The following is a 25,299-nucleotide window of genomic DNA, read 5'->3' as shown; positions in this document are numbered from 1 at the left end:
TTTTATGTTAAATATATTATCAGACTTTTTGGTTCGAAAACCAGAAGGTTATTATTGTCAATATGGAGATTTTTATATTGATGCCCTACTGCCCGTTTCTATAGATGTTGTATCTCATGGACATGGTGATCATGCAAGACCTGGCCATACAACGATTTACAGTACAGCAGTTACTGCCGCTATAATGCGATACCGTTATTCCCAACAACCGCAGTCCAGCTATAGAACAATAGATTTTCAGCATGCATTTCAGATTGGTCCAGTGCAACTGACTTTTATTCCCGCAGGACATATACTCGGATCTGCCCAGATCTTGATGGAATATAAAGGAGTTCGGTATCTGTATACAGGTGATTATAAATTGCAGGAGGACGAGACCTGCGAGCGCATTGAAATTGTTCAGGCAGATGTTTTGATTACAGAATGTACATTTGCAGATCCGGAAGTCATTCATCCAGATCCGATTGATGAAATCAAAAAATTGAATGATCAACCTTTTAATATCTTACTGGGAACTTACTCACTAGGGAAAGCCCAGCGTTTAACTGATTTGATCAATAAGCACTGCCCAGACCGAAGAGTATTGGTGCACCATGGTATCCTGCCGCTTCACCGTATCTATGATGATATGGGCCTTAAAAAGCTTACCTATGAGCAGTACAATAGAAGAGAGATGAAGGTGGGAGAACCCAATAAGGTCTATATGGTTCCGCCCATGACATTCAATAGTTACATTCGTGCGACTAAAGTCGTTCGAGCTTTTGCTTCAGGATGGAAGAGACTTCAGCAGCATAATGATCTTTCCCTCTACATTTCTGATCACGTGGACTGGAATGATATCCTATTTTTCATCAAAGAGGTCAAACCTCAGGAAGTATGGACACTGCATGGAGACGGTCGGATATTAAAACAGTATTTTGAGGGGCAGCTAGCTGTTCGTGATATCTTTTGATCTTTGTAAATCAATTTATTATCGCCATCTATTTAATTATTAAATTTAAATAGATGGCTGTTTTTTTATTGAGATTTTACCTTTGATCTGATCAATAAAAGACAGACAATAACCCCTAATACTACTAAAAATAGACTGAATGGAAATATAAAGTCCATGCCAAATTGCTTGGCCACTAAGCCGATAAGCGGACCTGATACACCCAGCGAAATATCAATAAATAGTCCATAGGCCCCTAAAGCCGCACCTTTATTTGCGCTGGATGCTCTTTTGACAGCCTCAACTCCCAATGCCGGAAATACCATTGAAAATCCTAATCCAGTAATAGAAGCACCAATGATCGTCAATAGCGGTGAGGGGGCAAAGGCGATCAGCAACAGTCCGGCACTTTCAATCAGCATCGAATATAAAGCTATTTTGACACCTCCAATTTTATTGATACTTCCCGTCAGCACAAAACGGCCTAAGACAAACATCGTACTAAAACACGTAATGCAAATGGCGGCATTTTCCCATCCCTTATAATTGTAGTACAACGTGATGAATGTTGAGATTGTTCCAAAACCTATACCTGCCAGTGCAAGACCTATTCCAAAGGGAGATACGACTTTAAAAACAGAGAAAAATGAATTTCTAACTTCATTGGATAGCGAATACAGTGCTTTTTTATTGATGGTCGAAATAAGACCTATAAAGCCCACCACGATGGTAAATGCTGCGATTGACCAATTGCCTAGGTGCTGAGATAAAATGACGCCTAGGGGAGCGCCTATAGCCATAGAGCTGTAATTGGATATCCCATTGTAAGAAATTGCGGTACCAGTGTGTTGGTCGCCTACGCGCAAAATAGCCCAGTTGACTGGACTTGCACCAACCATACCTTCGCCACAGCCTGTTAATAATCTGGAAATAGCCAGTAAGCTAATGGAAAGTAATGGGGTAGCGCTGGTCGAAAATGCAGCCCATAACAGGATCCCTGTGACCATAAAACAGATCATACTCGCGATAATAGTAGGCTTAGGACCTTTTTTATCGACGATCGTCCCCGCGTAGGCACGCATAAAAAAGGTCATGATATATTGAGAACCAATGACTGCACCTGCAATAATGGTATTGAAACCTAATGTTTCATGGATGAAAATAGGAAGTACAGCTAGCGAAAGACCAATTGTGAAATATCCGTAAAAAGTTAAAATCACATAGCTAGCAATCTGAAAACGGTAATCAAGAGCCGTCTTTTGCAAAGATTTGGATAACATGCTGCAAAGGAAGCAAACCTAACGGGGATAAAAAAATAAAAGGCGATATTCTCGTTCAGAATATCGCCTTTATTACAAAGTAATTATAATAAGATTACCAGCCCTTTATAGCACCACCTTTAAAGACTCTTTTGGCAGTTGCTTCTACTTCAGGCGACTGGTACGCCTCAATAAATTGTTTGATGCGTTCATCATTTCTATTGTCCTCTCTGGATACGATTAAATTGACATACGGCGACTCGCTATCTTCAGCAAATAAACCCTCTTTTTCAGGATTTAACCCCGCTTGAGCAGCGAAAGTATTGTTAATGATCGCAATGACCACTTCCTTATCGTCCAAAACTCGTGGTAATTGAGGAGCTTCAAGCTCCATAATATTTAATTTCTTGGGATTATCGATGATATCTGTCTTTTTGGGCAATAGACCAACGTTGTCTTTTAGTTTGATCAATCCTTCTTTTTGAAGCAATAGCAGTGATCTTCCTCCATTTGTGGGATCATTGGGAATCACAATAGTAGCACCTGGTTGCAATTCACTGATCGATTTTATTTTTTTAGAATAAGCAACTATCGGAAATACAAAAGTATTGGCAACGGCTGCTAATTTATAACCCCGTTGTCGAGATTGTTCTTGAAGATAAGGTAAATGTTGGAACGAGTTGATATCAATGTCACCTTGGTTTAAAGCTTCATTGGGGACTACATAATCGTTGAAAGAGACCAATTCAACATCAAGGTTGAATTTCTCCTTAGCAACTTTTTTTGCTGTTTCAGCAATTTCTTGTTCAGGACCGGCGACAATTCCTACTTTAAGGACTTTCGAATCTGTTTTTTTTCCGTTACAAGCAATCAGGCCAACTAAGGTCAGTGCTACCACGCAAAGTTTAGAGTGTAATCTCATAGTTTTTAAAATAGATGTTAACGATGATTAGCTTTTTTAGACATGTAATCTCCAGTAAACTGAAGAATAAATACAATTAAAATTAGTAAAATTAATACAGCATTCATAATAAAAGTATCATAACCAATATAACCATACTGATATCCAATCTGCCCCAGTCCTCCGGCACCGACAGCACCTCCCATAGCTGAATAACCAACTAAGGTAATCAATGTAATGGTCACATTATTAATGAGTGATGGGAGTGATTCGGGCAATAATACCTTGAAAATAATCTGTATTGTAGTCGCTCCCATAGCACGTGCAGCTTCAATCAGTCCATGAGGAATTTCCAGTAAACTATTTTCAACTAATCGCGCAATAAAGGGTGCCGCAGCCAAACTTAAGGGTACCAAGGCTGCTGTCACTCCAATGGAAGTACCTACGATTTGCCTAGTGAACGGAATCATCCAAACAATAAGAATAATAAAAGGGATCGAACGAAATACATTCACCAGTACAGCAAGTAACTGGTGTATCAATTTGTTCTCATGCAATTGGTTTTTGCGGGTTAAAAACAGGAAAATACCTGTAGGAAGTCCAAGGGCAAAACCAAAAAATCCCGACAGGAAAGTCATGATAATAGTTTCTATGGTACCATTGATCAATAAATCGATAACTGTATCAGACATATCCTATAATTTCTGTTTGTGAATAATTTGATTTTAAATAGCTCAGGCCATCGACGATGCGTTCGGCATCACCAATAAGTTCCAAATTAAGGATCCCAAATTTAATTGACCCTACATAATCAATCTGCGCACTGATAATGGCAACATCAATGTGATAGTGTTCATGCAAATGTTTGATAACCGATATTTGATTATGATGTTCTGCTAGATAGATCTGTACAATAGGATTGCCGCTTTCTTTTAGGCGCTCTTGGTAGATCGCAGGAAGTTCGGCATGCAGAGAAGATTGAATAAAATGTTTGGTAAGAGCTTCCTTTGGAGACGTGAAAATCTGTTCTACAGTACCGGTCTCTATTAATTTGCCACCATCTATTACGGCTACTTGATCACAGATGATTTTGATTACCTCCATCTCATGCGTAATAAGCAAAATCGTCAAGTTTAGCTTTTTATTGATTGACTTGAGCAATTGCAAAATAGATTTGGTTGTCGCAGGATCCAGTGCACTGGTCGCTTCATCACATAACAGAATTTCGGGATCACTAGCTAGTGCTCGAGCGATAGCCACACGCTGTTTCTGTCCTCCGGACAAATTAGCGGGATAATCATGGACCTTATCCTCGAGTGCTACTAACGCAAGAAGTTCCATTACTTTGAGCTGGATATCTTTTTTTGAAATACCGGTCAACTCCAATGGGAACGCAATATTTTGAAAAACTGTACGAGAAGATAGTAAATTGAAGTGCTGAAAGATCATTCCGATTTTTCGGCGTTGCTGAACCAAATCCTGGCGAGACAACTGCATGATGTCAACGCCGTGGATCAACACTTGACCTTCATCGGGCTTTTCCAATAAATTGACACAGCGAATCAACGTGCTTTTTCCTGCACCCGAACTCCCTATAACACCAAATATTTGCCCTTTCGGAATCGCTAGCGTGACTTGATCTAATGCTTTCGTAAACTTATTTTTTACTGCAAATGTCTTGGAAATGTTAATTAATTCTATCATTTATGTATAGTAAAAACTAATCTTACAAAAAAAACCTTTCAAACATGTCCTGAAAGGCTTATGGATATGAAGCAATTTGATCTCATGATAAAAACATGAATTGCTATATTTTAGGGCAAATGTATCAAAAGTAGCCCTAACTCACAATACTAATCTTTAAATTACAGGTTTTTGATACATGCTTCGTTCAAAGTGGGATATTTAAATGTAAAACCAGCATCCCGTATTTTTTGGTTACTGGCGCTTGTGCTTGTCAGTAAAACTTCCTCACCCATCTGGCCCAAAGCCAACTTCAGTGCAAATGTAGGAACATAAATAGGGAGATAAAAGCTACCTATCTTTTGCTTGGCCATACGATCGATAATGGTCTTCTGAGGAAGTACTTCCGAAGAGACTGCATTAAAAATGCCTGATAGGTTGCTATCACGAATGGCTGCCAAATAAAGATGGCAAACATCATCAATATGGATCCAGCTCATTTTTTGTTTACCTGATCCTAAGTAAGTAGCCGTTTTATACTTAAAGGATTTGATTAGTTCTTTTAACGCTCCTCCATCCTTACTGAAAACTACCCCTAATCTCAAGATGACGATTCTTTTGTGGAGAAGCTCAATAGGTTTAATGCTATCTTCCCATAGTTTACAGGTCCAACTCAAGAAATCCGTTCCCTGCTCTTCATACTCTTTAAAAATGTGGTTAGGACTTTTGTCCGCTCCATACCAGCCAACAGCAGAAGTAGAAATGACGGCTTTTACCTTATTTGGGATTTGCTGTAAGGCTTCAACGATCAAATTACCGCTATTGACCCGACTCGAAATGAGTTCTTGCCGGCGCTTTTTAGTCCAACGTTGATCAGCAATCCCGGCTCCGGCGAGATTGATTATATAATCAGCCCGTTGAATAGCGTGATTATTGATTCTTTTTTGATCCGGATCCCAATCCAGGTATTCGATATGGGTACTGTCTTGATGTGACTTGGTACTTCGCGTGAATATGATGACATGAAAGCCTTCGCTAATCAGTAATGTTGCGAGATCTCTTCCTATTGTTCCTGTACCACCAGCTAGAATGACTGTTTCCATATTTGATAAGATCTATTAAGCTTAAAAATAACAAGATAGTTTATTAACGCCAATTTAATTTTTATTTATCATATTCCAGCCTTAATCAAATTAAAAATTGGTTATTTTGCTGCATATCGTGGAAGAGAATTATTATAATATGAATTATTTCGATGAGCTGACAACGCTCCTTAATATTGAACAAAACTTTGATTGTGAGCAATATGAGTTGCTTTTGTTAAAGTCAAGCTTGAATGAACGTAAGCTGAAAGGAGTAACTTGGTTTCCCATTCAAATAAAAAGTGACGAAATAGGTAGAGGTGATTATTTGACCATTACGCTGACCAAAACAAATCAGATGGAGCAGGAGCATCGTTTCCGATTTGGCATGCCTGTAGCACTATTTTCCAATCATGATCCACAAGTAGACCGACAAGAAGGTTTGATTTCTTATGTAAGCCGTGACACCATGAAGATTGCATTTCGGGTAGACGAACTGCCCGATTGGAGTCGGCGCGGAAAGTTGGGTGTGGATCTGCTATTTGATGAGAACTCGTATAAGGAGATGCACGACGCGCTCCGGAAAGCAAAAGATTTGCGCTCGGATTTACATAAAGGAAGACTCATTCGCGAAATAATCGGAGAAGAACAAGTAAAGGACTATGAAAAAGAAACGTATTATGATGATGCAGCTTTAAATCAAAGCCAAAATGAAGCTATTGCACTAGTGTTGAGTTCAAGTCCGATTTCAATTATTCATGGTCCCCCAGGTACAGGGAAAACGACAACGCTCATCAAAGCCGTAGCCGCCTTGCTCAAAAAAGAAAAAAAGCAGATCTTGATTGTTGCTCCGAGTAACACAGCGGTAGATGTGCTGACCGAACGATTGGATGCTGTGGGCGTGCTGGTGACAAGGATTGGAAATCCAGTGAAGATTTCAGAGCACCTGCAAGAATTGTCATTGGATGCACAAGTGGATCAGCATCCTGCCAATAAGGAGGTCAAGATATTAAAGAAAAAAGCTCGAGCCTATACGGATATGGCTCAAAAATATAAACGAAGTTTTGGACGTTCAGAGCGTGAGCAACGCAAGGCTCTTTTTGATGAAGCTCGAAAAATAACGAAAGAAATTGGCGATATCCAAGATTTTATCGTTGGAGATATTTTGGATAAAGCGCAAGTGGTGACGGCCACTTTGGTAGGGGCAAATCAATACGCTATTAGAAACAGAACCTATGGGGTCGTCGTTATTGACGAAGCGGCACAAGCGTTGGAACCCGCATGTTGGATTCCTATTTTAAAGGCAGATAAGATAGTGCTGGCGGGAGATCATCGTCAACTGCCCCCAACCGTAAAGTCAACTGCGCATATGAAAACAGGACTTTATGATACATTATTTGAAAAGTTGGTCAGTCGGTATCCTAGCCATGTTGCCCTACTCAATGTTCAGTATCGGATGAATGAAAAAATAATGAAATTTCCATCCTTAGCCTTGTATGACGACCACTTATTGGCAGCAGAGCAGGTGCAGCACTGGACTTTAAAAGGAGATCAAGAACCTGTGTTATTTATTGATACGGCAGGTGCTGGATTTGAAGAAGAACAAGAAGGAACAGCTACTTTTAATCAAGGGGAAGCCCAGTTTTTAAAAACTCATTTGAGCGAATTGCTGACAAAGCTTTCTGCGACTTATGCTGAAGATGATTTTCCAAGTATTGGGGTTATTACTCCTTATCGGAAACAGGCAACTCTATTGCATGAGGTGTTATCACATGATGAATGGATGGCTACCTATCGTAAAAACATACAGATCAATACCATCGACAGTTTCCAAGGACAGGAGAAAGATATTATATATATAAGTTTAACCCGAAGCAATGATCAACAAACCATTGGCTTTTTGTCGGACGTCCGCAGAATGAATGTGGCCATGACTAGAGCTAGAAAGAAACTCATCGTCATTGGTGATAGTGCTACAGTAGGCAAACACGAATTTTATGATGCCTTTATCAAATATGTTGAGTCTGTCGAAAGCTATCATAGTGTTTGGGAATGGGATCTGAATCATTAGATTCCCAAAAAATGAATAAAAAAATATTGATCAGATTTCATATTTAACTGTTATTTTAGTACACAACCCATATCAAATTAATTATGTATCAGCATTATCAAAATAGCGAACTTGTTTTTAAAACACGATGGATTACCAACGAAGGGTTTTATTTTTCTGAGAAAGAATTGCCAGATACATCATTAGAACAGTTTCTGAGTAAATCTGGAGACCCAGAAGAACATATAATTTTCATACCCTATAGTCAGATTAAGCAAGTAGCACCCCTTTATGAAAATCAACCTCCCTTGCTCGATATGGATGTCGTTGACCCGAGTAATTATCAAGCACTAGTGGCAGATTTTGAAAATAAAGCCCAATTGCAGGAAGCTATCCAAGAAATCGAAAAGCATTCAGGACTTAAAGAAGATGTTGAAATTATAAAGAATAAAAGCTGGATGCGCAATTTGTTGTATACGATTGCAGCAGCTTTTTTCGGCTTTTCATTGGTGATGATGGCCAGAGAAATGGAAGCAGGAGAATCATTACACTTAAGCGGTAGCAGATCGGGATTTAAAAATATTTTGGCTTCTATAGCAGGTCAGTTGGGGGTCGTTGGATCCTCTGTATTGGCAATTGCGTTAGTTGCAGGATTTGGTTATCTTACTTATACAATCTATAAAAGCTCAAATACAACAAGGGTGGTATGGAAGAAATAGGGATCTGAGATATGCCATCTCCATCATAAGTATTTTGTAGGCAGACGTTATCATACGATCAGATTGTTCAGGATAATACCATAAAAAATGCGGTTGACACAGTCAACCGCATTTTTTATGGCGAGGCATGTTTTATGTTATTCGATCTCTTTTTTATTTAAGAATACAAATTGACCGTCGAAGACATCGAGCTGGATAACAGCATCTTTATTTACCTTTCCTGAAAGGATCTCTTTTGAAAGTTCATTCAAAATTCGTTTTTGAATCACGCGTTTCAAAGGTCTAGCACCATAGGTAGGGTCATATCCCAGTTGTGCCAACCAATCCAGTGCATCATCAGAAGCAGTGATGAAAATATCCTGTTCAGCTAACTGTTTTTGAATGTTACCAAATTGCATCCTGACAATGCTACCAATTTCTGTTCTGCTCAATGGTGTGAACATAATGATTTCATCAATCCGGTTCAAGAACTCTGGACGAATCGATTTCTGTAACAGCTCAAACACTTCACCTCTTGTTTTAGCGATGACCTCATCTCTATTGATATCATTCAAATGCGAGAAGTTCTCTTGGATAATATGCGAACCTGTATTTGAAGTCATGATGATAATCGTGTTTTTGAAATTGACTGTTCGACCTTTATTGTCCGTCAAATGTCCATCATCCAATACTTGAAGCAATATATTGAACACATCAGGATGTGCTTTTTCAATTTCATCCAATAGGACCACAGAGTAGGGACGGCGTCGTACAGCCTCAGTCAATTGACCACCTTCTTCATAGCCCACGTATCCTGGAGGCGCTCCGATCAGTCGAGATACAGCATGACGTTCTTGGTACTCAGACATATCAATTCTGACCAACGCATGTTCGTCGTCAAATAAAAATTCAGCTAATGCTTTCGCTAATTCTGTTTTACCAACACCAGTTGTACCCAAGAAGATGAAAGAACCAATTGGACGTTTCGCATCACTAAGGCCAGCTCTTGATCGACGAATCGCATCTGATATCGCTTCAATAGCTTCTTCCTGACCAGCCACTCTTTTATGTAATTCGGCTTCGAGTGAAAGTAGTTTTTCACGTTCTGACTGAATCATTTTATTGACAGGGATACCTGTCCATTTGGATACGACATCGGCAATGTCTTCAGCGGTCACTTCCTCTTTCAACATGCGCTTGCTATCTTGCTTTTCAGCCAGTTCAGCCTTTAGTTTTTCAACCTGATCTTGTGCCTCTTTAATACGGCCATAGCGTATCTCTGCTACCTTGCCATAATCTCCAGCACGTTCAGCTTGATCAGCCTCTTGTTTGTAATGCTCAATATTTTCAATTTCTTGGTTGACCTGGTCTACCAATGTTTTTTCAGACTGCCAAGAAGCACGTAACGAATCCCGTTCAGCAGATAAATTTGCAATAGTTTCAGATAGCTCACTTACTTTCTTGTCATCATGTTCACGCTTGATGGCTTCGCGCTCGATCTCCAACTGCATAATGCGGCGATTTAACTCGTCCACGGCCTCAGGCACAGAGTCCATTTCAAGACGTAATTTTGATGCGGCCTCGTCCATCAAATCAATGGCTTTATCCGGTAAGAAACGATCTGAAATATAGCGTGTCGATAATTCGACCGCTGCGATGATTGCCTCATCAAGAATACGCACTTTATGGTGAGTTTCGTATCTTTCTTTTAATCCCCTTAAGATTGAAATTGCATCTTGGGTAGTTGGTTCATCAACCATTACTTTTTGAAAACGACGCTCCAATGCCTTATCCTTTTCAAAATACTTTTGATACTCGTTTAAAGTTGTGGCACCTATAGCGCGAAGTTCACCGCGCGCTAGGGCAGGCTTTAAGATATTGGCAGCATCCATTGCGCCTTCACCGCCACCAGCACCCACTAAGGTATGGATCTCATCAATGAACAGGATGATCTCTCCATTGCTATCGGCTACCTCTTTGACAACAGCTTTTAATCTTTCTTCAAATTCACCTTTGTACTTAGCGCCAGCTATCAGCGCACCCATGTCCAACGAGAATACAATCTTTGACTTTAAATTTTCGGGTACATCACCATTGATGATGCGGTGTGCAATACCTTCAGCAATTGCCGTTTTTCCAACACCAGGCTCACCCACTAAAATTGGATTGTTCTTAGTTCTTCGGGACAGAATTTGCATCACGCGACGGATCTCTTCATCACGACCGATAACTGGGTCCAATTTTCCCGATTCAACAAACTCATTTAAGTTACGCGCATATTTTCCCAAAGCATTATAGGTCGCTTCAGCATTTTGATCCGTTACCCTGCTATTGCCGCGCAGCTCCTTAATGGCCAATTTGAGATCTTTTTCATTGACACCTTGATCTTTTAACAAGGAAGAAGTCTTATCTCCAGCATTTAATATACCCAAAAGAAGATGCTCAACAGAGACAAATTCGTCATTAAACTCCTTCAAGTAGCTTTGCGCTTTCTGTAAGGCTGTATTAGAAGCGTTGCTCAAATAAACATTTGTACCACTTACTTTTGGAAATGCTTGGATCTGTTTATCCAACTCGCCACCTAAGTAGGAGATGTTGACATTTAATTTTTTTAACAGGTGACTGATCACATGTTCATCAACTGTTAGTAATGCTTTTAATATATGTGCGGTCTCAATAGCTTGCTGTTGATTGCCACTGGCAATCTCAGAAGCCTTTTGAATCGCCTCTTGTGCTTTAATCGTGTAGTTATTGAAGTTCATAATTTTTTCCATTTGATTCTACACAAGGGTAACAATCAAAATGCCATATCTGTTTTTATTCTTTTTTCGGAAAAAATGTCTTCTATTTTTATTGTTAAATGACAAAATTTCAGTTTTAGCTGTTTTTCTGTGTTCTGATCCGATATGGAGAGAAAATAAAGCGCTTGATTTTCAGAAAATTATTAAAATTATTAAAAAAAAATGCAATAAAGCTTGATTTTGTTGTCAAAGGTTTCGATATTTGCACCATCATAATTCGAAAGGGTTATTTAAAAAAGCCTCTTTAGCTCAGCTGGTAGAGCAACTGACTTGTAATCAGTAGGTCATTGGTTCGATTCCGATAAGAGGCTCTTTTTTAAACTTTCAGACATGATGCCTCCTTAGCTCAGCTGGTAGAGCAACTGACTTGTAATCAGTAGGTCATTGGTTCGATTCCGATAGGAGGCTCAAAAAGGTCAATCTCACAAAGATTGGCCTTTTTTTATTTATAGCAATTTCCTGATGCTTCGCCTTAAAAAAAAAAGTCCACCATACGATCGTATGGTAGACTTGATGCTTACAGGTTGTACTACTAAAAGTTTGGTTTTAATAAATACTTATCATAGAACCTGAAAATATGATCAGCAGCTTCTTCAGCTGTATCTACAATTCGATATAGTTTTAGATCCTCTTCACTAATGTAGCGATCGCCGAGCATCGTATTTTGAATCCAATTAAAAAGACCACTCCAGTATTCGGTACCTACCAATACGATCGGGAAGCGGGCGATCTTACCCGTTTGGATTAAAGTTATGGCTTCAAATAATTCATCCATTGTTCCAAATCCTCCCGGCATGACGATATAGCCCTGCGAATATTTCATAAACATCACCTTTCGAACAAAGAAATAGTTAAATTCGAGTAGCTTATCACGATCAATATATCTATTGTGAAATTGTTCAAAAGGCAATTCAATGTTTAATCCTACAGATTTACCCCCTGATTCGTACGCACCCTTATTGGCTGCCTCCATGATTCCGGGGCCACCTCCAGAAATGATCCCATAGCCTCGAGCGGTCAATAGGCTTGCTACATCAACAGCCATTTGATAGTATTTATGGTCTTGGGGAGTTCGCGCAGATCCAAATATGGATACACAAGGTCCAATCTTTGCCAATTTCTCAAAACCATCCACAAATTCGGACATGATCTTAAATATTTGCCACGAATCTTTTACTTTTATCTCTTGCCACGTTTTGTTTTCAAAGGCACTCCTTATTTTGTCGATTTTATCGTCTTTAGTGATATCCATGCTCTAATGTTAGTGTAAAATTATTATTCCCATTTTTTGAAGGGAATACAAGATAAGGAATATTTTTAATTTGAGCAGTTTCTTTAGCTAATATATTATTAAATTTGCGCATGAATTTTTCTTCTAAATTATTAGAAAACGCTGTTTCAGAGTTTGGACGTCTACCTGGAGTAGGTCAAAAAACTGCGTTACGACTTGTTTTGCATTTGTTAAAACAATCTGATGCGGAAGTTTTACGATTTACATCGGCGATAAATCAATTGAAGGAAGAAATTCAATATTGCCGCATTTGTTTCAATATTTCAGATTTTCAAGAATGCGAAATCTGCACCTCTTCAAAACGTGATCATTCCATCATCTGTGTGGTAGAAGATACGCGCGATGTAATGGCTATTGAAAATACAAACTCTTATCAAGGAAGTTACCATGTATTGGGAGGGCTTATTTCTCCAATGGATGGGGTAGGACCGTCTGACTTGAAGATCGAAGGATTGGTGGAGCGCATGCGGAAGCGCGACATCAAAGAAGTAATATTGGCATTGAGTGCTACCATGGAAGGCGATACCACTATATTTTATCTGTATCGCAAATTAAAAGAATTCAATGTTCAGGTCACCACCATCGCCCGCGGTATTGCTTTTGGAGGTGAACTCGAATATGTCGATGAATTGACCCTTGGAAGATCAATTGCAACAAGAACATTATACGAGCGTCCTACGCTGTAGCTACGCAGATTTCATATAATAATAATTGTAAGAGCTTTGTTACCCGACAAGGCTTTTTTTTAGTTTGCTTTTTAGTAAAAAGTTGTATTTTAACAGATTATTAAATCTAACACAACCAAACTATCATTTATTAAATAAGTATGAAAGAAAAAAATAGCTCCAGAAGAGATTTCTTGAAGAAATCCGTCACAGGAGCAGCGGCATTTACTATTGTCCCTCGATTCGTATTAGGAGGACAGGGATACTTGGCACCAAGTGACCATTTAACAAAAGGCATTATTGGTGTAGGTTCAATGGGTCGTGGTCATTTTGGATACGCGGGGACCAAGACAGTGGCGATATGTGATGTGGACACCAGACATTTGGCTATTGCTCAACAAGCTTTAGGCGGAGGAGTCAAAGAGCATCATGATTTTCGTGATCTCATCAAAAACCCCGAAGTCGATATTGTACATATCGCAACCCCACCACATTGGCATGGTCTGATGTCTTTAGAAGCAGCTCGTGCTGGAAAGGACATCTGGTGTGAAAAGCCAATGACACGTACGATAGGTGAGGGTAAAAAAGTTAAAGAAGCCATCGCACAGCATGGCAATATGTTTAGACTAAATACATGGTTTCGTTTTAGCGATAATTTTTATGGAATGAATGTTCCGGTAAAAAAGATCAAAAAATTAGTAGATACCGGGATGTTAGGCTGGCCATTAAAAGTCACGATCAGTAAGCATACAGGTTTCGATTGGAAATTTTATTGGGTGGGAAAAGAAAATCTTCCTGTTGAACCTGTACCTGCCGAGTTGGACTATGAATTGTGGTTGGGTCCGGCACCGTTCAAACCTTATAGCACACACCGCGTGCATACGACTTTTAGAGGTTATTGGGATTATGATGGTGGAGGATTAGGAGACATGGGACAACATTATTTAGATCCTGTGCAATATTTCTTAGGAAAAGATGGCGAGAGCCCCGTTTCTGTAGAAGTAGATGCACCTCAGCAGCACAGTGATGCTGTTGGTACTTGGAGAAGAATCACCTATACCTATGCTGATGGTTGCCAAATTATTTTAGATGGAGAAGGGAAAGATGAAGGCATGGCTTATATAGAAGGACCAAAAGGTAAACTATACAAAGGCTTTGTCTCGGATATCCCAGATATGGAAAGAAAATTATCACAATTTCCAGAGCCAGCTCCGCAAATTACAGATTTCTTAGAATCGGTACGTACACGCGAGAAATTTGCATTGAATGAAGAAAACGGATATCGCTCCTGTACGTTGGTAAACATGGGCTTAATTGCATTACGTTTAAATCGTTCATTGAAATTTGACTCTACCAAAGACGAGTTTATCAATGACGATGCAGCAAACCGTTTAGTTTATCAACCCATGCGTGGTCCTTGGTCAATGTAATTTTCTAATCTATCTAAAATGAAAAAAGTTTTTAATACGATATCTGCCTTATTAATACTTCAAGTGGCAGCATATGCACAACAACCCCAAAATAGAACAACAGCAACTAAAATAGCCGATGTCTTGGGCCAACAACCTGCCGAAGAGAAGGCTAAGTTTTTATACGCGATGAACGAGTTGGAAAACTTTACATCAAGTGAAATTGCGGCGATGCTCAATCAGTTGAAACCGCAAGGCCAAAACAATGCGCAGGTAGAATATGCCACAAACAGCTATTCTTTTTATGTTAACCAACCAGGTAAGGAAAAACAGAAAGAAGTATTTGTTCAAGGTCTATTAGATGCATTGGGCACGGTAAAAGAAGATACCAACAAAGCCTTTGTATTGCGTCTTTTACGTCAGTGTGCAACAAATACTGCTGTTAGTAAAGTCGCTACTTATTTAAATACCCCATATTTGGCTGATGCCGCAGCACGCACTTTGGTTTCCATCAATACGAAAGAATCCAGCGATGCACTTGCACAGGGATTAGCGAAAGTAAGCGATGAAAAATGTGCAGTTGCGCTCGTGACCGCTTTGGGAGATGTTAAAAACCAAAGCACCGAGACAGCTATCATCGCTTTGATGGATAAGTTCAAATCGGATAGCTTCAAACGTACCGCTTTGATTGCCCTGAGCAAAATTGGCGGGACGGCAGCACTTCCTATCTTTGAAAAAGAACTTAAAGCCGCAAATTATAGTTATGATAACCTGAATGGTATTGGTTTAGGTCTGGACTATGCCGAATCTTTAATCGAGAATAAGAAAAATACGGAAGCTGTTGCATACTTAAACACCTTGTTTGCTGAAGCTTCTAAATTAAAAGCGATCAATGCACAGGTAGGCTCATTAACCTTATTGACAGAACTGGATGCTAAGAAACAAAAGAAAAATTTGTTTGCAGCAGCGCAAAATGAAAATAATGTTTACCGTCATGTTGCTTTAAGCTTATTGCACAAATATGGAGATGCCAATGATACTAAGAAGCTGTTAGGATTAGCCGCGAAATCAAGTCCTGCTGTGCAAGAATCGCTGTTGAACTATATGGCTCAAAACGGTTCGATAAGTCAATTAAAAGCAATCGAAAAAATCGTTGGCAAGTCTACAGATGCGCATGCCAAATTAGCGGGTCTGTCGGCGATCAATCTCCTGTCTAAAGGTGCTGACTCGAAAGCCTTAATTGACAATCTGTCAACTGATGCACAACTGAATGAATCGATCAAAGCGCTTTTGTTAAGTTCAAAAAATGAGCAGACAATGGATGTGATCAACAATTCATTAGCAACTGTCGATGATGCAAAGAAAATTCAATTATTGGATATTTTAAGTACAAGAGCCAATGCTAATTCTTCACAGGCAGTATTGGCGCTGAATAGCACAAATGCTGATGTTAATAAAGCGATTAATAAGGCCTTGCCAAATGTTGCACAAGAGAAAGACCTAGATGTACTGGTCAATTTATTGGCAAAATCGGAGGATGCTTCAAGTAAGAATTTGGAAGTTGCAATTGCCAATGTGATCCAATCTAGTCAAAATAGAGACCAGCATATTCAGAAACTAGCGGCTAATATTTCGAGATCTGCAGCACCGAGTGCAATCAGGTATTTTCCGGTTTTTGCAAGATTAGGCGATCAAGAATCACTGAATGCAGTGGCTAATTACTTGAAATCTGATAATCCTGACCTTCGAAATGCTGCTGTAGCTGCCATTGCTGACTGGTCTACACCATTAGCGTTGAATGAACTGATTCAACTTTCCAGAACCGATCTATCGGCTGATTTAAATGGAAAAGTATTCGCAGGACTGGTTAAGAATATCAATAAATCCAGTGAAACAAATGATCAGAAAACGCTTTTATTGAAAGATGCATTTGCTGTCGCTAAAAATACCACTCAAAAAAGAACAGTCTTGGCCTCATTGCAAGCAACAGGTACATATCAAGCATTGGTATTTGCGAGTAAATACATGAAAGACCCAGAGTTAAAAGGAGCGGCTGTCAATACAGCGATGAACATTGCTTTGGATAATAAGTCTTTTGTAGGTACGGAAATCCGCACGATATTGAATGAAGTTATCGGTAATTTAAGTGGAAGCGAGAGCTCTTATTTAAAAGAAGCTGTTATTAAGCATCTTGCTGAAATGTCCAAATCTGAAGGTTTCGTGAGTCTTTTTAATGGACAGGATCTGACAGGCTGGAAAGGTTTAGTTGCCAATCCAATCAAGAGAAGTCAGATGACAGAAAAAGAATTGGCTGCAGCACAACTAAAAGCGGATGAGCAAATGCGCCAAGGATGGATAGCCAAAAATGGGGAATTGATCTTTACTGGAAAAGGAGACAATATCGCGACAATCAAACAATATGGTGATTTTGAGATGTTGGTGGATTGGAAGTTGGATAAAAATGGTAAAGAAGGGGATGCTGGAATATATCTTCGCGGTACGCCACAAGTGCAAATTTGGGATATATCCAGAGTACACGAAGGAGCTCAGGTGGGTTCTGGAGGTCTGTACAATAACCAAAAAGCAGAATCGAAACCATTATTGGTGGCGGACAATCCATTAGGAGAATGGAATACCTTCAAAATTAAGATGGTTGACGACAAGGTTACAGTTTACTTAAATGGTAAATTGGTTACAGATAATGTGCCTTTAGAAAATTATTGGGATCGCAATCAATCCCTTTTCCCGACCGAGCAGATTGAGTTGCAGGCTCATGGTACGGTAGTGTCGTATAGAGATATCTATGTGAAAGAGCTGGCTAGAAAAAATGTATTTCAATTGAGTGCAGCTGAAAAGAAAGAAGGTTTTGAGGTGCTGTTTGATGGTACAAACTTAGATAAGTGGACGAAGAATGATGGTTATGTCATCAGTGATGAAGGATATCTTAGGGTAGTGCCGGATGCTAAATTTGGTGGTAATCTTTATACAAAAGAAGAGTACGGCGATTTTATCTATCGTTTTGATTTCAAATTGACTGAAGGTGCCAACAATGGTGTAGGTGTAAGAGCTCCATTAGAGGGTGATGCAGCTTATGCCGGTATGGAAATCCAAGTATTGGATAACACTGCTGATATCTATAAAGACTTGAAACCTTACCAATACCATGGTTCGGTATACGGTGTTGCAACGGCTAAAAAAGGATTCTTAAAACCAGTAGGCGAGTGGAATACGGAAGAAATCGTGGTAAAGGGTAATCGTGTTCAAGTTACTTTAAATGGCACCGTGATTCTTGATGCTGATATTGCAGCGGCAAGTAAAAATGGTACTTTGGATGGTAAAGATCATCCAGGTTTAAAACGTACTACTGGCCATCTTGCTTTCTTAGGGCATGGATCTGAAGTATTCTTTAAAAATATCAGAGTGAAAAAATTGAAATAAGAATTATCTTATTTTATTGATTAGGTCCTTATTAATATCAATTAATAAGGACCTTTTTCGTACTGATACCCCATTTATCGAAATGTTCAACAGTTAGATTGATAACTTTAGGGATCAACATTCTTAACAATCTATGTTGCTGCAGACCTATAAAAATATTTAGATGACTGACAACCGATTGAAGAATCCATATTGCTGATCAATAGAACTAGGTAATCGATAGAAATGGCACTTGAAATATATGGATAAAAAATAATATCACACGTTACGGTAGGCTGGATGAATATTAGTGAGCTGTAGAATTTGAAAATACATTCATCACCACTACTCCCGAAACAATCAAGATAATACCAATCACCGCTGGCAAATCTAGTGTATGTTTAAAAACAACAACAGAGATAACAGTTGTCAGCACAATACCAATACCACCCCAGATGGCATAAGCAATACTGAGCGGTATAGACTTAAGCGCCAAGGAGAGGAAATAGAAACATGCAATAAAAGCAATAACCGTGATAATGGAAGGAATTAGCTTTGTAAAACCGTTAGATGCTTTCAAAAAGCTGCTGCCCGTTAATTCAAATACAATCGACAGCCCTAAAAATAAATATTTCATGATATTTTATATATGATTTAATAATCATACAAAGTAACGTTAGATTGAGACGAGTTTTTTTGATATAGATCAAATTCAGTTATCAAGTACCAGGTAGTACGTAATTATTTTTTTCGAATACGACTTAATGTTTCCTGCGTAATGCCCAAGTAGGAGGCGATATGTCCCAAAGAAATCCGTAAAGAGGCTTCTGTTTCATTCTTCAACAACGTGTTGTAACGCTCCTCCGCAGATTCTGTTTGTAGTGAAATGGCACGCTCCTCTAATATTTTACAATATTCTTCCGCTAATTTTCTACCAATGGTTTCCATCTGATGGTACTTTTGGTACAGCTCATTCATATCTTCTCTTGAGATGTAGTAAATGGAAGAATTTTCTAAAAACTGAATACTTTCTTGGGAGGGAAGATTAAAGAAAAGTGGAATCACCGAACCTAATATGGTATTTTCAATACCAAACCAAACATTAATTTCTCGACCTTCTTTATTGTAAAATGCACGAACAAGTCCGTTTTCGATAACAAACATATTGGATACAACCTGACCTTGTTTAAGAAAAAAATCCCCCTTCTGTTTGGTCATGAATTTAGTTCTACTTAACAGTTCTTGCTCAAGATCATCATGAATTGCTCCATATTTTTTTAGTTGTTGAATTAAAAGATTCATATTTTTTGTTACTTCCTTACCTATTAAAATATTCAGAATATCTCTATACCCTTGTTCCAAAATATCACTTTATGTATGTAAGCGCTAAATTTGAAGCCTTATAAGCCAATAGCTATATATGAGCTTCTGTTTGCAACTACAATAACAAAATTACTCAGATTTATAATATTATATGCATGATATCTCATTTACATCATCCTTATAGGGATAGGACGTAGTGAAAAACAATTTTTATCCCCATATCTTAACTGTTGATCCCTTATGGGGATCGTTTGAATCCTGGTATTGTTCATGCACTTTCTGTTTTTTTTTAAGTTGGAATAGCACAAAATAAGATTGATCTGATCATGATCAAATAATCAGGTCAATATCCGGGATATGGAATTTATGATTGCCTATTGTCAATGGACTAGTAGGGTAACTCTTCACAGTTAAAACCCTTATTCTGCAAGAGTGAGATGATGGACGCTGCATTTTGCTTTTGCGTATCAATACGTAAGATACGATCGCAATCCTGTAAGTCGAAATTCCATTTACCGGGGGTACAGTACGCAGTAAGATCGTATGCTAAGTCAAGAATATCTTTTTCAGTTTCAACTGATGTCTTAAATACATAAATCATATGGCTCGTTGTTTTAGTTTTTTAAATATAATCTGTTATAGTCCTTTCTTTCCTTGCAACCAATAGCCCTGTGCCGATATGCGTTTCGCGCCTTTGTTTTTAAGAACTTTTCGAAATGTCTGGATAGAAATGACATTGCCGACCAGTATATAGCTCGCATCTAACCATTCCTCATCATAGAATATGGGAAGATCAGCTATCCATTTCTCATGCGAGAATGATCCATTTTTTGGGAATATCTGATAATTTTCCAAGCCTAATAATGCTGGAACCTCTTTATTTTCATCGTCCAATTCCAGATAAAATTGAAATAAATGTTTGTTTTGCTTTAACATAGGAAGTAAAGAGCAGGCTAACCCTAACGATGTCTCATCTCCAAAAAAAAACTGATGTTTGATCTTCTGCTGATATACCTTGCGTCCTCTTGGGCTACTGATATAAAGTTGATCACCTATGTTCAAGCTATGGGCGTATTGGCTACCAGGACCATTGTCGTGAAGATGGAATATAATATCCAGGATACCCGTACGGATATCGTGATAGGCAATGGTGTAATTACGATATCATTGACACGTATGACACTGGCATAGCCTATCTGAAAATTCATATGAGCAATATTACTCCGGAAGCGTACTTTTTTAAGATACGGGCTAAGGTAAGTGGCGTATATGACTTCGGCGCGCTGTCCGACGACACTTTCTAATAGTTTTCCTGCCCATTTGGGTATTGTTGATATCATGGTATTCCTTTTTAGTTCATTACAAAGGAACATCGAATTTACAGTGTAAACAATGGAGTAAAGAAAGAGTGTATTGGACTAATCGCGGTTTTTATTCCTAAAGGATAGGGCTGACATTCCAGTTGCCTTAGTGAAAAGTCTGGAAAAGTAGGCATAATCCTCGAAACCCAACGTGTCAGCAATTTCTTTTACCGATTGGTCAGAATGGTAAAGCAGTCGCTTGGCTTCTAAAATAATGCGCTGCTGAATATGATAGGATACCGGCTGGCCAGTACTGTCTTTTACACATTCATTCAAATAAGAGGTTGAGATATTGAGGATCAAAGCATAAGCCGAAGGCCGCTTTATCGATACAAAGTCTCGCTGTAATGCAGCTTTGAAAGCTTTAGTAATCTGCTCTGATCTAGAAAGCTTGTCAATAGCTGTGGAGCCTTCTAGGTATACTGAAGTGAGCAGTCCAATCAAGGTATTGCAGCTGTCTTTTAAACAGGAGTGATACAATTGCTGATTTTTTCGTTCAGATAGGTTAAGACATAGCGATGCACTATTGGCTAGGATAGAAAAGATATCTTCTTGAACCATTAGAGGTTTGAGGGGAGCCAGCTCTTCTAACAAATGGAGGTATTCTGGATTTATATGTTCACTATTGATCCTCAAAAAACTACCGTTCACACTTGTCAGAGCAACAATACGATGTACCTGATGTGGATGTATATATAGAATAGAAAATGGCTTTACAGTATATTGTTGAAAATCTATTTCGATTACCGTAGTTCCATTTTCTAACAAGAAGAACGAATGGTAGTTATCACGGTGTGATCGTCTGACTTCATCCAGATTCATGATATCCTGTTCATCAAAGTGTGCTTTGCCCATACTGATTCCAGAGCTGAATTCAGCAGTCATTGTTTTTATAGGGATGGACTTATTTTTTTGACGCATGATTGGATGTGTATATCTTTAAACCTGATTACTGTCACAGCTAAGAGAAGCAAAAATACGAGAAATATTAAAGATTGGTGGGCACCGTTTATTTTTGCTCTACAATAGTTCTGAAAGTGAGGTTAATCCTCGGGGTATGGATCTTTTTTGTTGGAGGAAGCCGATGTAGCCAATGGGATTGAGTTTCGTCTTTCATCACCAGCAAGCTACCATGTTCTAAGGTCAATCCGACATGCTCTTTCGTTTGTTTATGTTTGAAAGCAAATTTACGCACGGCACCAAAGCTCAAGGAGCCGATAGCCCCATTTTTCTTTAGATCTTTTTCGCCATCACTATGCCAGGCCATACCTTCATCCCCGTTATGATAGAGATTGAGCAAGCAAGAGTTAAAAGTCTCACCAGTCATTTTTTCAATTAAAACTTTCAATTCCAACAACTCTTTTGACCACGGTAGTGCGCGCTTTGTTATATTCGAATAGGTGTATTCAAAAGCTTTTTCCCCGTACCATGCAACCTTTCTTTTGGTCACTATATGTTTGCCAAAAATAACAGCCTCATCATGGCGCCATTCGATAGCAGCTAATAATTTTTCATAATAGCGATTGGCAGTTTCCATATCCACGATTGGACCATAATAATGTACAGTACCATCTTTTGGAAGCCAATTTTTTGAGCTATCTACAGGGTAAGCGAATAATTCCATATCGTTAATTTATGCTTTTTTTTTATTTATGTTAAGTTTGCACCCTTATAAAGGACGATGTGTAAACGGGATTTTTACCATTGATCTTCTGTTCGAGCACTTTCCCAACCTATTATGGCAGTTTTCCTTGTCGGTCCCCACATATATCCTCCCGTAATGCCAGAAGATTGGATAATGCGGTGGCAGGGGATAAGAAAAGCAACCGGATTACTCCCAATTGCGGTGCCAACTGCACGTGACGCTTTTGGATTTCCGATCTGTTGGGCAATGGCAGCATAAGTCGTCAGCTTTCCCATAGGAATTTTTAGTAAACTTTCCCAAACCTTCAGCTGGAAATCAGTTCCCTTGAGGTGTAGCTTAATTTCCGATAGCGCAGACCAATCATTTTGAAAAATATAAAGAGCATTTTCCTGCAGCTCATCTTCATGGTGATTAAATACAGCATTTGGAAATTTAGCATGGAGATCCTGAAAAGCTTTTGTTTCATTATTTTCAAATGCTATATAACAGACCCCTTTTGTCGTGGATGCAACGATAAGTTTGCCAAATGGACTATCTGCAAAGCGATAATTAATATGTAGAAATTGACCGCCATTTTTATATTCAGCAGGGCTCATCCCTTCAATATTGATAAATAAATCATGTAGACGGCTTGTACTGGAAAGCCCCGTCTCGTATGCTGTATCAAATAGAGTAAGCCCCTTGTTTTCATTCAGTAATTTTTTAGCATATTGAATGCTGATGTACTGCAAAAACTTTTTAGGACTTGTACCTGCCCATTCCGTAAAGAGCCGTTGAAAATGGGATGGGCTTAGGTGAATCTGCGCAGCGACCTCATCAAGATTAGGTTGCTCCTTAAAATGATGTTGTATATATTCGATGGCGGAGGCGATTCGATTGTAATTTAAACTTGCTTGTGTTTCCATTCCATTTTTATTTATTCACAAATTTCAATATGATTTTGATTTTTTACAATCCGAAACATGCTGACTTTTAACCGATCTCCCTTACCACATGATCATCAATTGGATGCTGCTTGAACAACACAACCTTTTCTATAATCCTTGTGCGCTGCGCATTCAAAAAAGTTTTAGCAATATAGCTTACATCCGGGGGGTATCTTGCTGGCATTTCATTTTTTAATTCAATTCCTACCCAACGATATAAGTGATTGCCAACCTGACAGTCCCCTCCTCATTTTGATCAACAAACAAGAAATCCAGATAAGTTCCCTTGTCTAAGTTACAAAAACCGATTTAACCTTTCGGAGCTATGTTCATAAATTTTTCTTGCTAAATGATGATTTGCCCATTCTCAATAGTGTATAAAAAGCAAAATAGCAATTCATTTGGGATCTTTTTAGCAGGTGAATATTAAGAGAGGCCTACGATCCAATCAAATTTGTAAAAAAAATACCGGTCAATTTATGAGCCGGTAAAACGTGTTTCCTAGCGATTGGAGATGAGCTATATTTCAAGCAATGGATTGAGATCGGTTGAAATAGATCGGAGAACGCTGATTGTAGCCGATTTTACGGAGTCCACGGAAACCATTACCTCACCGATCAATATTCCTTTTTCAACGATAGTTTGTGCCTGTCCGATGGATAGTGAATTCGACGGACGGTAAATAGGCATAGATTTACATCAGTAAAACAAATCAATCATTCAAAAATTAGTATTATGGAAATTATTCAAACCTCAGAAAATGCATTATCACACTCATCAGTAACAGCGATCATTCATGCACCTATCGAAAAGGTAAATATTGCAGACTGGTTATTGAACCTACCTGATGCAGAATACCAAAGATGCTCAACACAGCATATCGCTGCTGCAATCTCTACAACGTTTGATGGAGAACCCGTTTCACTTAATGTCGAAACAATAGGAGACGCATTAATGGTACAGCACTACGTAGCTGTTGTCCATGAACCGGCATACTGTCGAATGCTGTCGATTTCAGATTCAATCACTAAAGGTGGGCGTACAAAAGTACAGGTACTTTGGGAACTTAGGGCTACCAGAATTGACGATAATACTTGTCTTTATACCAATGAGATCCACGCTACAGCTACTCCAGAGATGCTGGCTTACATCAAAGAAAATGGAATCAATCTTTCCGATGCAGCAGCAGCAAGACAGGCTGCTTCAGATGCGCACAATCATGAAGAGACACCGAACTTTGCTAAAAGTATCGAAAATAAGGCCATAACAGGAAAATACAATCAACCCTTTTAAAAAAAATGTTTAAGATGGAAAAGACATTATTTGAAAAATTGATCGGTACCTGGACCTTAGTGGAATTGCAAGAAGTAGCGCTCGAAAGTGGGAGCATTTCCTACCCCATGGGTGAAATGCCAAAAGGTCTGATCATGTATAATCCTGATGGTTATATGTCTGCTCAGATCATGAATCCAGATCGCAAGAACTTTAAAAAGGAACATTGGACTGGAGCTACAGCAGAAGAATACAGGCAGGAGGGATCCACCTATTTAGCATATTCAGGGCCTTTTACTGCTGATCAGAACGAACAGACATTAAGCCATGTCATGTATATTTCTCTTTTTCCGAATTGGACAGGTCAAACACAAAATAGGATCATACGTTTTGAAAATGAATATCTGTTTTTAGAAAGCGGTAAATCCTTCCTGTCCGAGGGAAAAGAAGTTGTACATCAACTTAAATGGAAAAGAGCAGAAAATTTAAAACCCAAAAATTGATTCAAATGAAAACGGTTGCAATGTCAAGGTATGGTGGTCTTTTTTGAGGAATTGGTAAACGAATATGATAGGGTTTAATTGA

At 38.8% G+C, this 25,299-nt stretch carries 23 protein-coding genes and 2 tRNA genes; 11 read left to right on the top strand and 14 right to left on the bottom strand.

Annotated elements, in window-relative coordinates:
- Nucleotides 1-4 precede the first annotated feature (4 nt).
- Entirely contained in the window at nt 5-952 is a 948-nt protein-coding gene (locus AC06G9_RS14425; RefSeq protein WP_260948974.1) for an MBL fold metallo-hydrolase, read from the top strand.
- Nucleotides 953-1,017: 65 nt separating this feature from the next.
- Here AC06G9_RS14425 and AC06G9_RS14420 read toward each other — a convergent pair whose 3' ends face one another.
- From AC06G9_RS14420 to AC06G9_RS14400, 5 genes are all read right to left on the bottom strand, one after another.
- Nucleotides 1,018-2,211, bottom strand: a complete 1,194-nt coding sequence (locus AC06G9_RS14420) for an MFS transporter (protein ID WP_480956560.1) — start codon at nt 2,209-2,211, stop codon at nt 1,018-1,020.
- 94 nt (nt 2,212-2,305) lie between these two features.
- On the bottom strand, nt 2,306-3,112 hold the full coding sequence (metQ, locus tag AC06G9_RS14415) for a methionine ABC transporter substrate-binding lipoprotein MetQ (protein WP_045756076.1): 807 nt from the start codon (nt 3,110-3,112) through the stop codon (nt 2,306-2,308).
- A 17-nt stretch (nt 3,113-3,129) separates the two neighbouring features.
- The gene (gene metI, locus AC06G9_RS14410) at nt 3,130-3,783 is read right to left on the bottom strand and encodes a methionine ABC transporter permease MetI (RefSeq protein WP_480956559.1); all 654 of its coding nucleotides are present in this window, start codon (nt 3,781-3,783) and stop codon (nt 3,130-3,132) included.
- Entirely contained in the window at nt 3,776-4,795 is a 1,020-nt protein-coding gene (locus AC06G9_RS14405; protein ID WP_480956558.1) for a methionine ABC transporter ATP-binding protein, read from the bottom strand. The genes metI and AC06G9_RS14405 overlap by 8 nt, the downstream gene beginning before the upstream one ends.
- Nucleotides 4,796-4,956: 161 nt before the next feature.
- Nucleotides 4,957-5,877 (bottom strand): TIGR01777 family oxidoreductase, encoded by a 921-nt coding sequence (locus AC06G9_RS14400; protein ID WP_480956557.1) that lies wholly within the window; start codon nt 5,875-5,877, stop codon nt 4,957-4,959.
- A gap of 139 nt (nt 5,878-6,016) precedes the next feature.
- Between AC06G9_RS14400 and AC06G9_RS14395 the strand changes: the two genes are divergently transcribed.
- Together AC06G9_RS14395 and AC06G9_RS14390 are read left to right on the top strand one after the other, a co-directional pair.
- The gene (locus tag AC06G9_RS14395) at nt 6,017-7,927 is read left to right on the top strand and encodes an AAA domain-containing protein (protein ID WP_480956556.1); all 1,911 of its coding nucleotides are present in this window, start codon (nt 6,017-6,019) and stop codon (nt 7,925-7,927) included.
- Between the two features lie 83 nt (nt 7,928-8,010).
- A complete protein-coding gene (locus AC06G9_RS14390; RefSeq protein WP_480956555.1) occupies nt 8,011-8,625 on the top strand; it encodes a hypothetical protein in 615 nt (204 codons plus the stop codon).
- Between the two features lie 137 nt (nt 8,626-8,762).
- Here the strand turns inward: AC06G9_RS14390 and clpB are convergent, their stop codons facing one another.
- Nucleotides 8,763-11,366: an ATP-dependent chaperone ClpB gene (gene clpB / locus AC06G9_RS14385; protein WP_094773345.1), complete on the bottom strand. Its 2,604-nt coding sequence runs from the start codon at nt 11,364-11,366 to the stop codon at nt 8,763-8,765.
- 277 nt (nt 11,367-11,643) lie between these two features.
- Between clpB and AC06G9_RS14380 the strand changes: the two genes are divergently transcribed.
- Together AC06G9_RS14380 and AC06G9_RS14375 are read left to right on the top strand one after the other, a co-directional pair.
- A tRNA-Thr gene (locus AC06G9_RS14380) sits at nt 11,644-11,716 on the top strand.
- 24 nt (nt 11,717-11,740) lie between these two features.
- Nucleotides 11,741-11,813: transfer RNA gene (locus AC06G9_RS14375), tRNA-Thr, on the top strand.
- Nucleotides 11,814-11,937: 124 nt separating this feature from the next.
- Here the strand turns inward: AC06G9_RS14375 and AC06G9_RS14370 are convergent.
- Nucleotides 11,938-12,657, bottom strand: coding sequence for an LOG family protein (locus AC06G9_RS14370; protein WP_084405459.1), 720 nt, complete (start codon nt 12,655-12,657; stop codon nt 11,938-11,940).
- Between the two features lie 110 nt (nt 12,658-12,767).
- On the opposite strand from AC06G9_RS14370, the gene recR reads away from it, so the two are divergent.
- From recR to AC06G9_RS14355, 3 genes are all read left to right on the top strand, one after another.
- Nucleotides 12,768-13,382, top strand: coding sequence for a recombination mediator RecR (recR, locus tag AC06G9_RS14365; protein ID WP_045756325.1), 615 nt, complete (start codon nt 12,768-12,770; stop codon nt 13,380-13,382).
- A gap of 140 nt (nt 13,383-13,522) precedes the next feature.
- Nucleotides 13,523-14,791, top strand: a complete 1,269-nt coding sequence (locus AC06G9_RS14360) for a Gfo/Idh/MocA family oxidoreductase (protein ID WP_045756326.1) — start codon at nt 13,523-13,525, stop codon at nt 14,789-14,791.
- A gap of 18 nt (nt 14,792-14,809) precedes the next feature.
- Nucleotides 14,810-18,208 carry a 3-keto-alpha-glucoside-1,2-lyase-like domain-containing protein gene (locus AC06G9_RS14355; RefSeq protein WP_248753297.1) on the top strand — a complete coding sequence of 1,133 codons (3,399 nt, stop codon included), beginning with the start codon at nt 14,810-14,812 and terminating at the stop codon, nt 18,206-18,208.
- 286 nt (nt 18,209-18,494) lie between these two features.
- On the opposite strand, the gene AC06G9_RS14350 is transcribed toward AC06G9_RS14355, so the two are convergent.
- The 7 genes from AC06G9_RS14350 to AC06G9_RS14320 all read right to left on the bottom strand — a co-directional run bounded on the left by AC06G9_RS14350 (nt 18,495) and on the right by AC06G9_RS14320 (nt 23,421).
- The gene (locus AC06G9_RS14350; protein ID WP_108159021.1) at nt 18,495-18,824 is read right to left on the bottom strand and encodes a DMT family transporter; all 330 of its coding nucleotides are present in this window, start codon (nt 18,822-18,824) and stop codon (nt 18,495-18,497) included.
- A 104-nt stretch (nt 18,825-18,928) separates the two neighbouring features.
- On the bottom strand, nt 18,929-19,489 hold the full coding sequence (locus tag AC06G9_RS14345) for a Crp/Fnr family transcriptional regulator (RefSeq protein WP_108159022.1): 561 nt from the start codon (nt 19,487-19,489) through the stop codon (nt 18,929-18,931).
- Between the two features lie 657 nt (nt 19,490-20,146).
- Entirely contained in the window at nt 20,147-20,620 is a 474-nt protein-coding gene (locus AC06G9_RS14340; protein ID WP_480958190.1) for a ferredoxin reductase domain-containing protein, read from the bottom strand.
- Nucleotides 20,569-20,850, bottom strand: coding sequence for a hypothetical protein (locus tag AC06G9_RS14335; RefSeq protein ID WP_480956554.1), 282 nt, complete (start codon nt 20,848-20,850; stop codon nt 20,569-20,571). Before AC06G9_RS14335 ends, AC06G9_RS14340 begins: the two co-directional genes overlap by 52 nt.
- 78 nt (nt 20,851-20,928) lie before the next feature.
- Nucleotides 20,929-21,792: a helix-turn-helix domain-containing protein gene (locus tag AC06G9_RS14330; protein ID WP_480956553.1), complete on the bottom strand. Its 864-nt coding sequence runs from the start codon at nt 21,790-21,792 to the stop codon at nt 20,929-20,931.
- An 88-nt stretch (nt 21,793-21,880) separates the two neighbouring features.
- Nucleotides 21,881-22,495, bottom strand: a complete 615-nt coding sequence (locus tag AC06G9_RS14325) for an alpha-ketoglutarate-dependent dioxygenase AlkB family protein (protein WP_480956552.1) — start codon at nt 22,493-22,495, stop codon at nt 21,881-21,883.
- 74 nt (nt 22,496-22,569) lie between these two features.
- Nucleotides 22,570-23,421: a methylated-DNA--[protein]-cysteine S-methyltransferase gene (locus AC06G9_RS14320; protein WP_260948988.1), complete on the bottom strand. Its 852-nt coding sequence runs from the start codon at nt 23,419-23,421 to the stop codon at nt 22,570-22,572.
- A 535-nt stretch (nt 23,422-23,956) separates the two neighbouring features.
- Here AC06G9_RS14320 and AC06G9_RS14315 point away from each other — a divergent pair.
- The 3 genes from AC06G9_RS14315 to AC06G9_RS14305 are packed head-to-tail and all read left to right on the top strand — an operon-like array spanning nt 23,957 to nt 25,217.
- Nucleotides 23,957-24,124 (top strand): hypothetical protein, encoded by a 168-nt coding sequence (locus AC06G9_RS14315; RefSeq protein ID WP_293927705.1) that lies wholly within the window; start codon nt 23,957-23,959, stop codon nt 24,122-24,124.
- Between the two features lie 53 nt (nt 24,125-24,177).
- Complete coding sequence (locus AC06G9_RS14310; protein WP_094773352.1) at nt 24,178-24,735, top strand: hypothetical protein; 558 nt, start codon at nt 24,178-24,180, stop codon at nt 24,733-24,735.
- A 14-nt stretch (nt 24,736-24,749) separates the two neighbouring features.
- The gene (locus tag AC06G9_RS14305; RefSeq protein ID WP_248753302.1) at nt 24,750-25,217 is read left to right on the top strand and encodes a lipocalin-like domain-containing protein; all 468 of its coding nucleotides are present in this window, start codon (nt 24,750-24,752) and stop codon (nt 25,215-25,217) included.
- The last annotated feature ends 82 nt before the right edge of the window (nt 25,218-25,299 follow it).

This window comes from Sphingobacterium sp. MAE, from assembly GCF_056711605.1.
This window is presented reverse-complemented; position numbering and strand designations above follow the sequence as displayed.

Bases quoted from the DNA above. Each gene is read 5' to 3' on its own strand.
- AC06G9_RS14425 (WP_260948974.1), top strand. From the start codon at position 5: ATGTTAAATATATTATCAGACTTTTTGGTTCGAAAACCAGAAGGTTAT.
- AC06G9_RS14420 (WP_480956560.1), bottom strand. From the start codon at position 2,211: ATGTTATCCAAATCTTTGCAAAAGACGGCTCTTGATTACCGTTTTCAG.
- metQ (WP_045756076.1), bottom strand. From the start codon at position 3,112: ATGAGATTACACTCTAAACTTTGCGTGGTAGCACTGACCTTAGTTGGC.
- metI (WP_480956559.1), bottom strand. From the start codon at position 3,783: ATGTCTGATACAGTTATCGATTTATTGATCAATGGTACCATAGAAACT.
- AC06G9_RS14405 (WP_480956558.1), bottom strand. From the start codon at position 4,795: ATGATAGAATTAATTAACATTTCCAAGACATTTGCAGTAAAAAATAAG.
- AC06G9_RS14400 (WP_480956557.1), bottom strand. From the start codon at position 5,877: ATGGAAACAGTCATTCTAGCTGGTGGTACAGGAACAATAGGAAGAGAT.
- AC06G9_RS14395 (WP_480956556.1), top strand. From the start codon at position 6,017: ATGAATTATTTCGATGAGCTGACAACGCTCCTTAATATTGAACAAAAC.
- AC06G9_RS14390 (WP_480956555.1), top strand. From the start codon at position 8,011: ATGTATCAGCATTATCAAAATAGCGAACTTGTTTTTAAAACACGATGG.
- clpB (WP_094773345.1), bottom strand. From the start codon at position 11,366: ATGAACTTCAATAACTACACGATTAAAGCACAAGAGGCGATTCAAAAG.
- AC06G9_RS14370 (WP_084405459.1), bottom strand. From the start codon at position 12,657: ATGGATATCACTAAAGACGATAAAATCGACAAAATAAGGAGTGCCTTT.
- recR (WP_045756325.1), top strand. From the start codon at position 12,768: ATGAATTTTTCTTCTAAATTATTAGAAAACGCTGTTTCAGAGTTTGGA.
- AC06G9_RS14360 (WP_045756326.1), top strand. From the start codon at position 13,523: ATGAAAGAAAAAAATAGCTCCAGAAGAGATTTCTTGAAGAAATCCGTC.
- AC06G9_RS14355 (WP_248753297.1), top strand. From the start codon at position 14,810: ATGAAAAAAGTTTTTAATACGATATCTGCCTTATTAATACTTCAAGTG.
- AC06G9_RS14350 (WP_108159021.1), bottom strand. From the start codon at position 18,824: ATGAAATATTTATTTTTAGGGCTGTCGATTGTATTTGAATTAACGGGC.
- AC06G9_RS14345 (WP_108159022.1), bottom strand. From the start codon at position 19,489: ATGAATCTTTTAATTCAACAACTAAAAAAATATGGAGCAATTCATGAT.
- AC06G9_RS14335 (WP_480956554.1), bottom strand. From the start codon at position 20,850: ATGATATCAACAATACCCAAATGGGCAGGAAAACTATTAGAAAGTGTC.
- AC06G9_RS14330 (WP_480956553.1), bottom strand. From the start codon at position 21,792: ATGCGTCAAAAAAATAAGTCCATCCCTATAAAAACAATGACTGCTGAA.
- AC06G9_RS14325 (WP_480956552.1), bottom strand. From the start codon at position 22,495: ATGGAATTATTCGCTTACCCTGTAGATAGCTCAAAAAATTGGCTTCCA.
- AC06G9_RS14320 (WP_260948988.1), bottom strand. From the start codon at position 23,421: ATGGAAACACAAGCAAGTTTAAATTACAATCGAATCGCCTCCGCCATC.
- AC06G9_RS14315 (WP_293927705.1), top strand. From the start codon at position 23,957: ATGAGCTATATTTCAAGCAATGGATTGAGATCGGTTGAAATAGATCGG.
- AC06G9_RS14310 (WP_094773352.1), top strand. From the start codon at position 24,178: ATGGAAATTATTCAAACCTCAGAAAATGCATTATCACACTCATCAGTA.
- AC06G9_RS14305 (WP_248753302.1), top strand. From the start codon at position 24,750: ATGGAAAAGACATTATTTGAAAAATTGATCGGTACCTGGACCTTAGTG.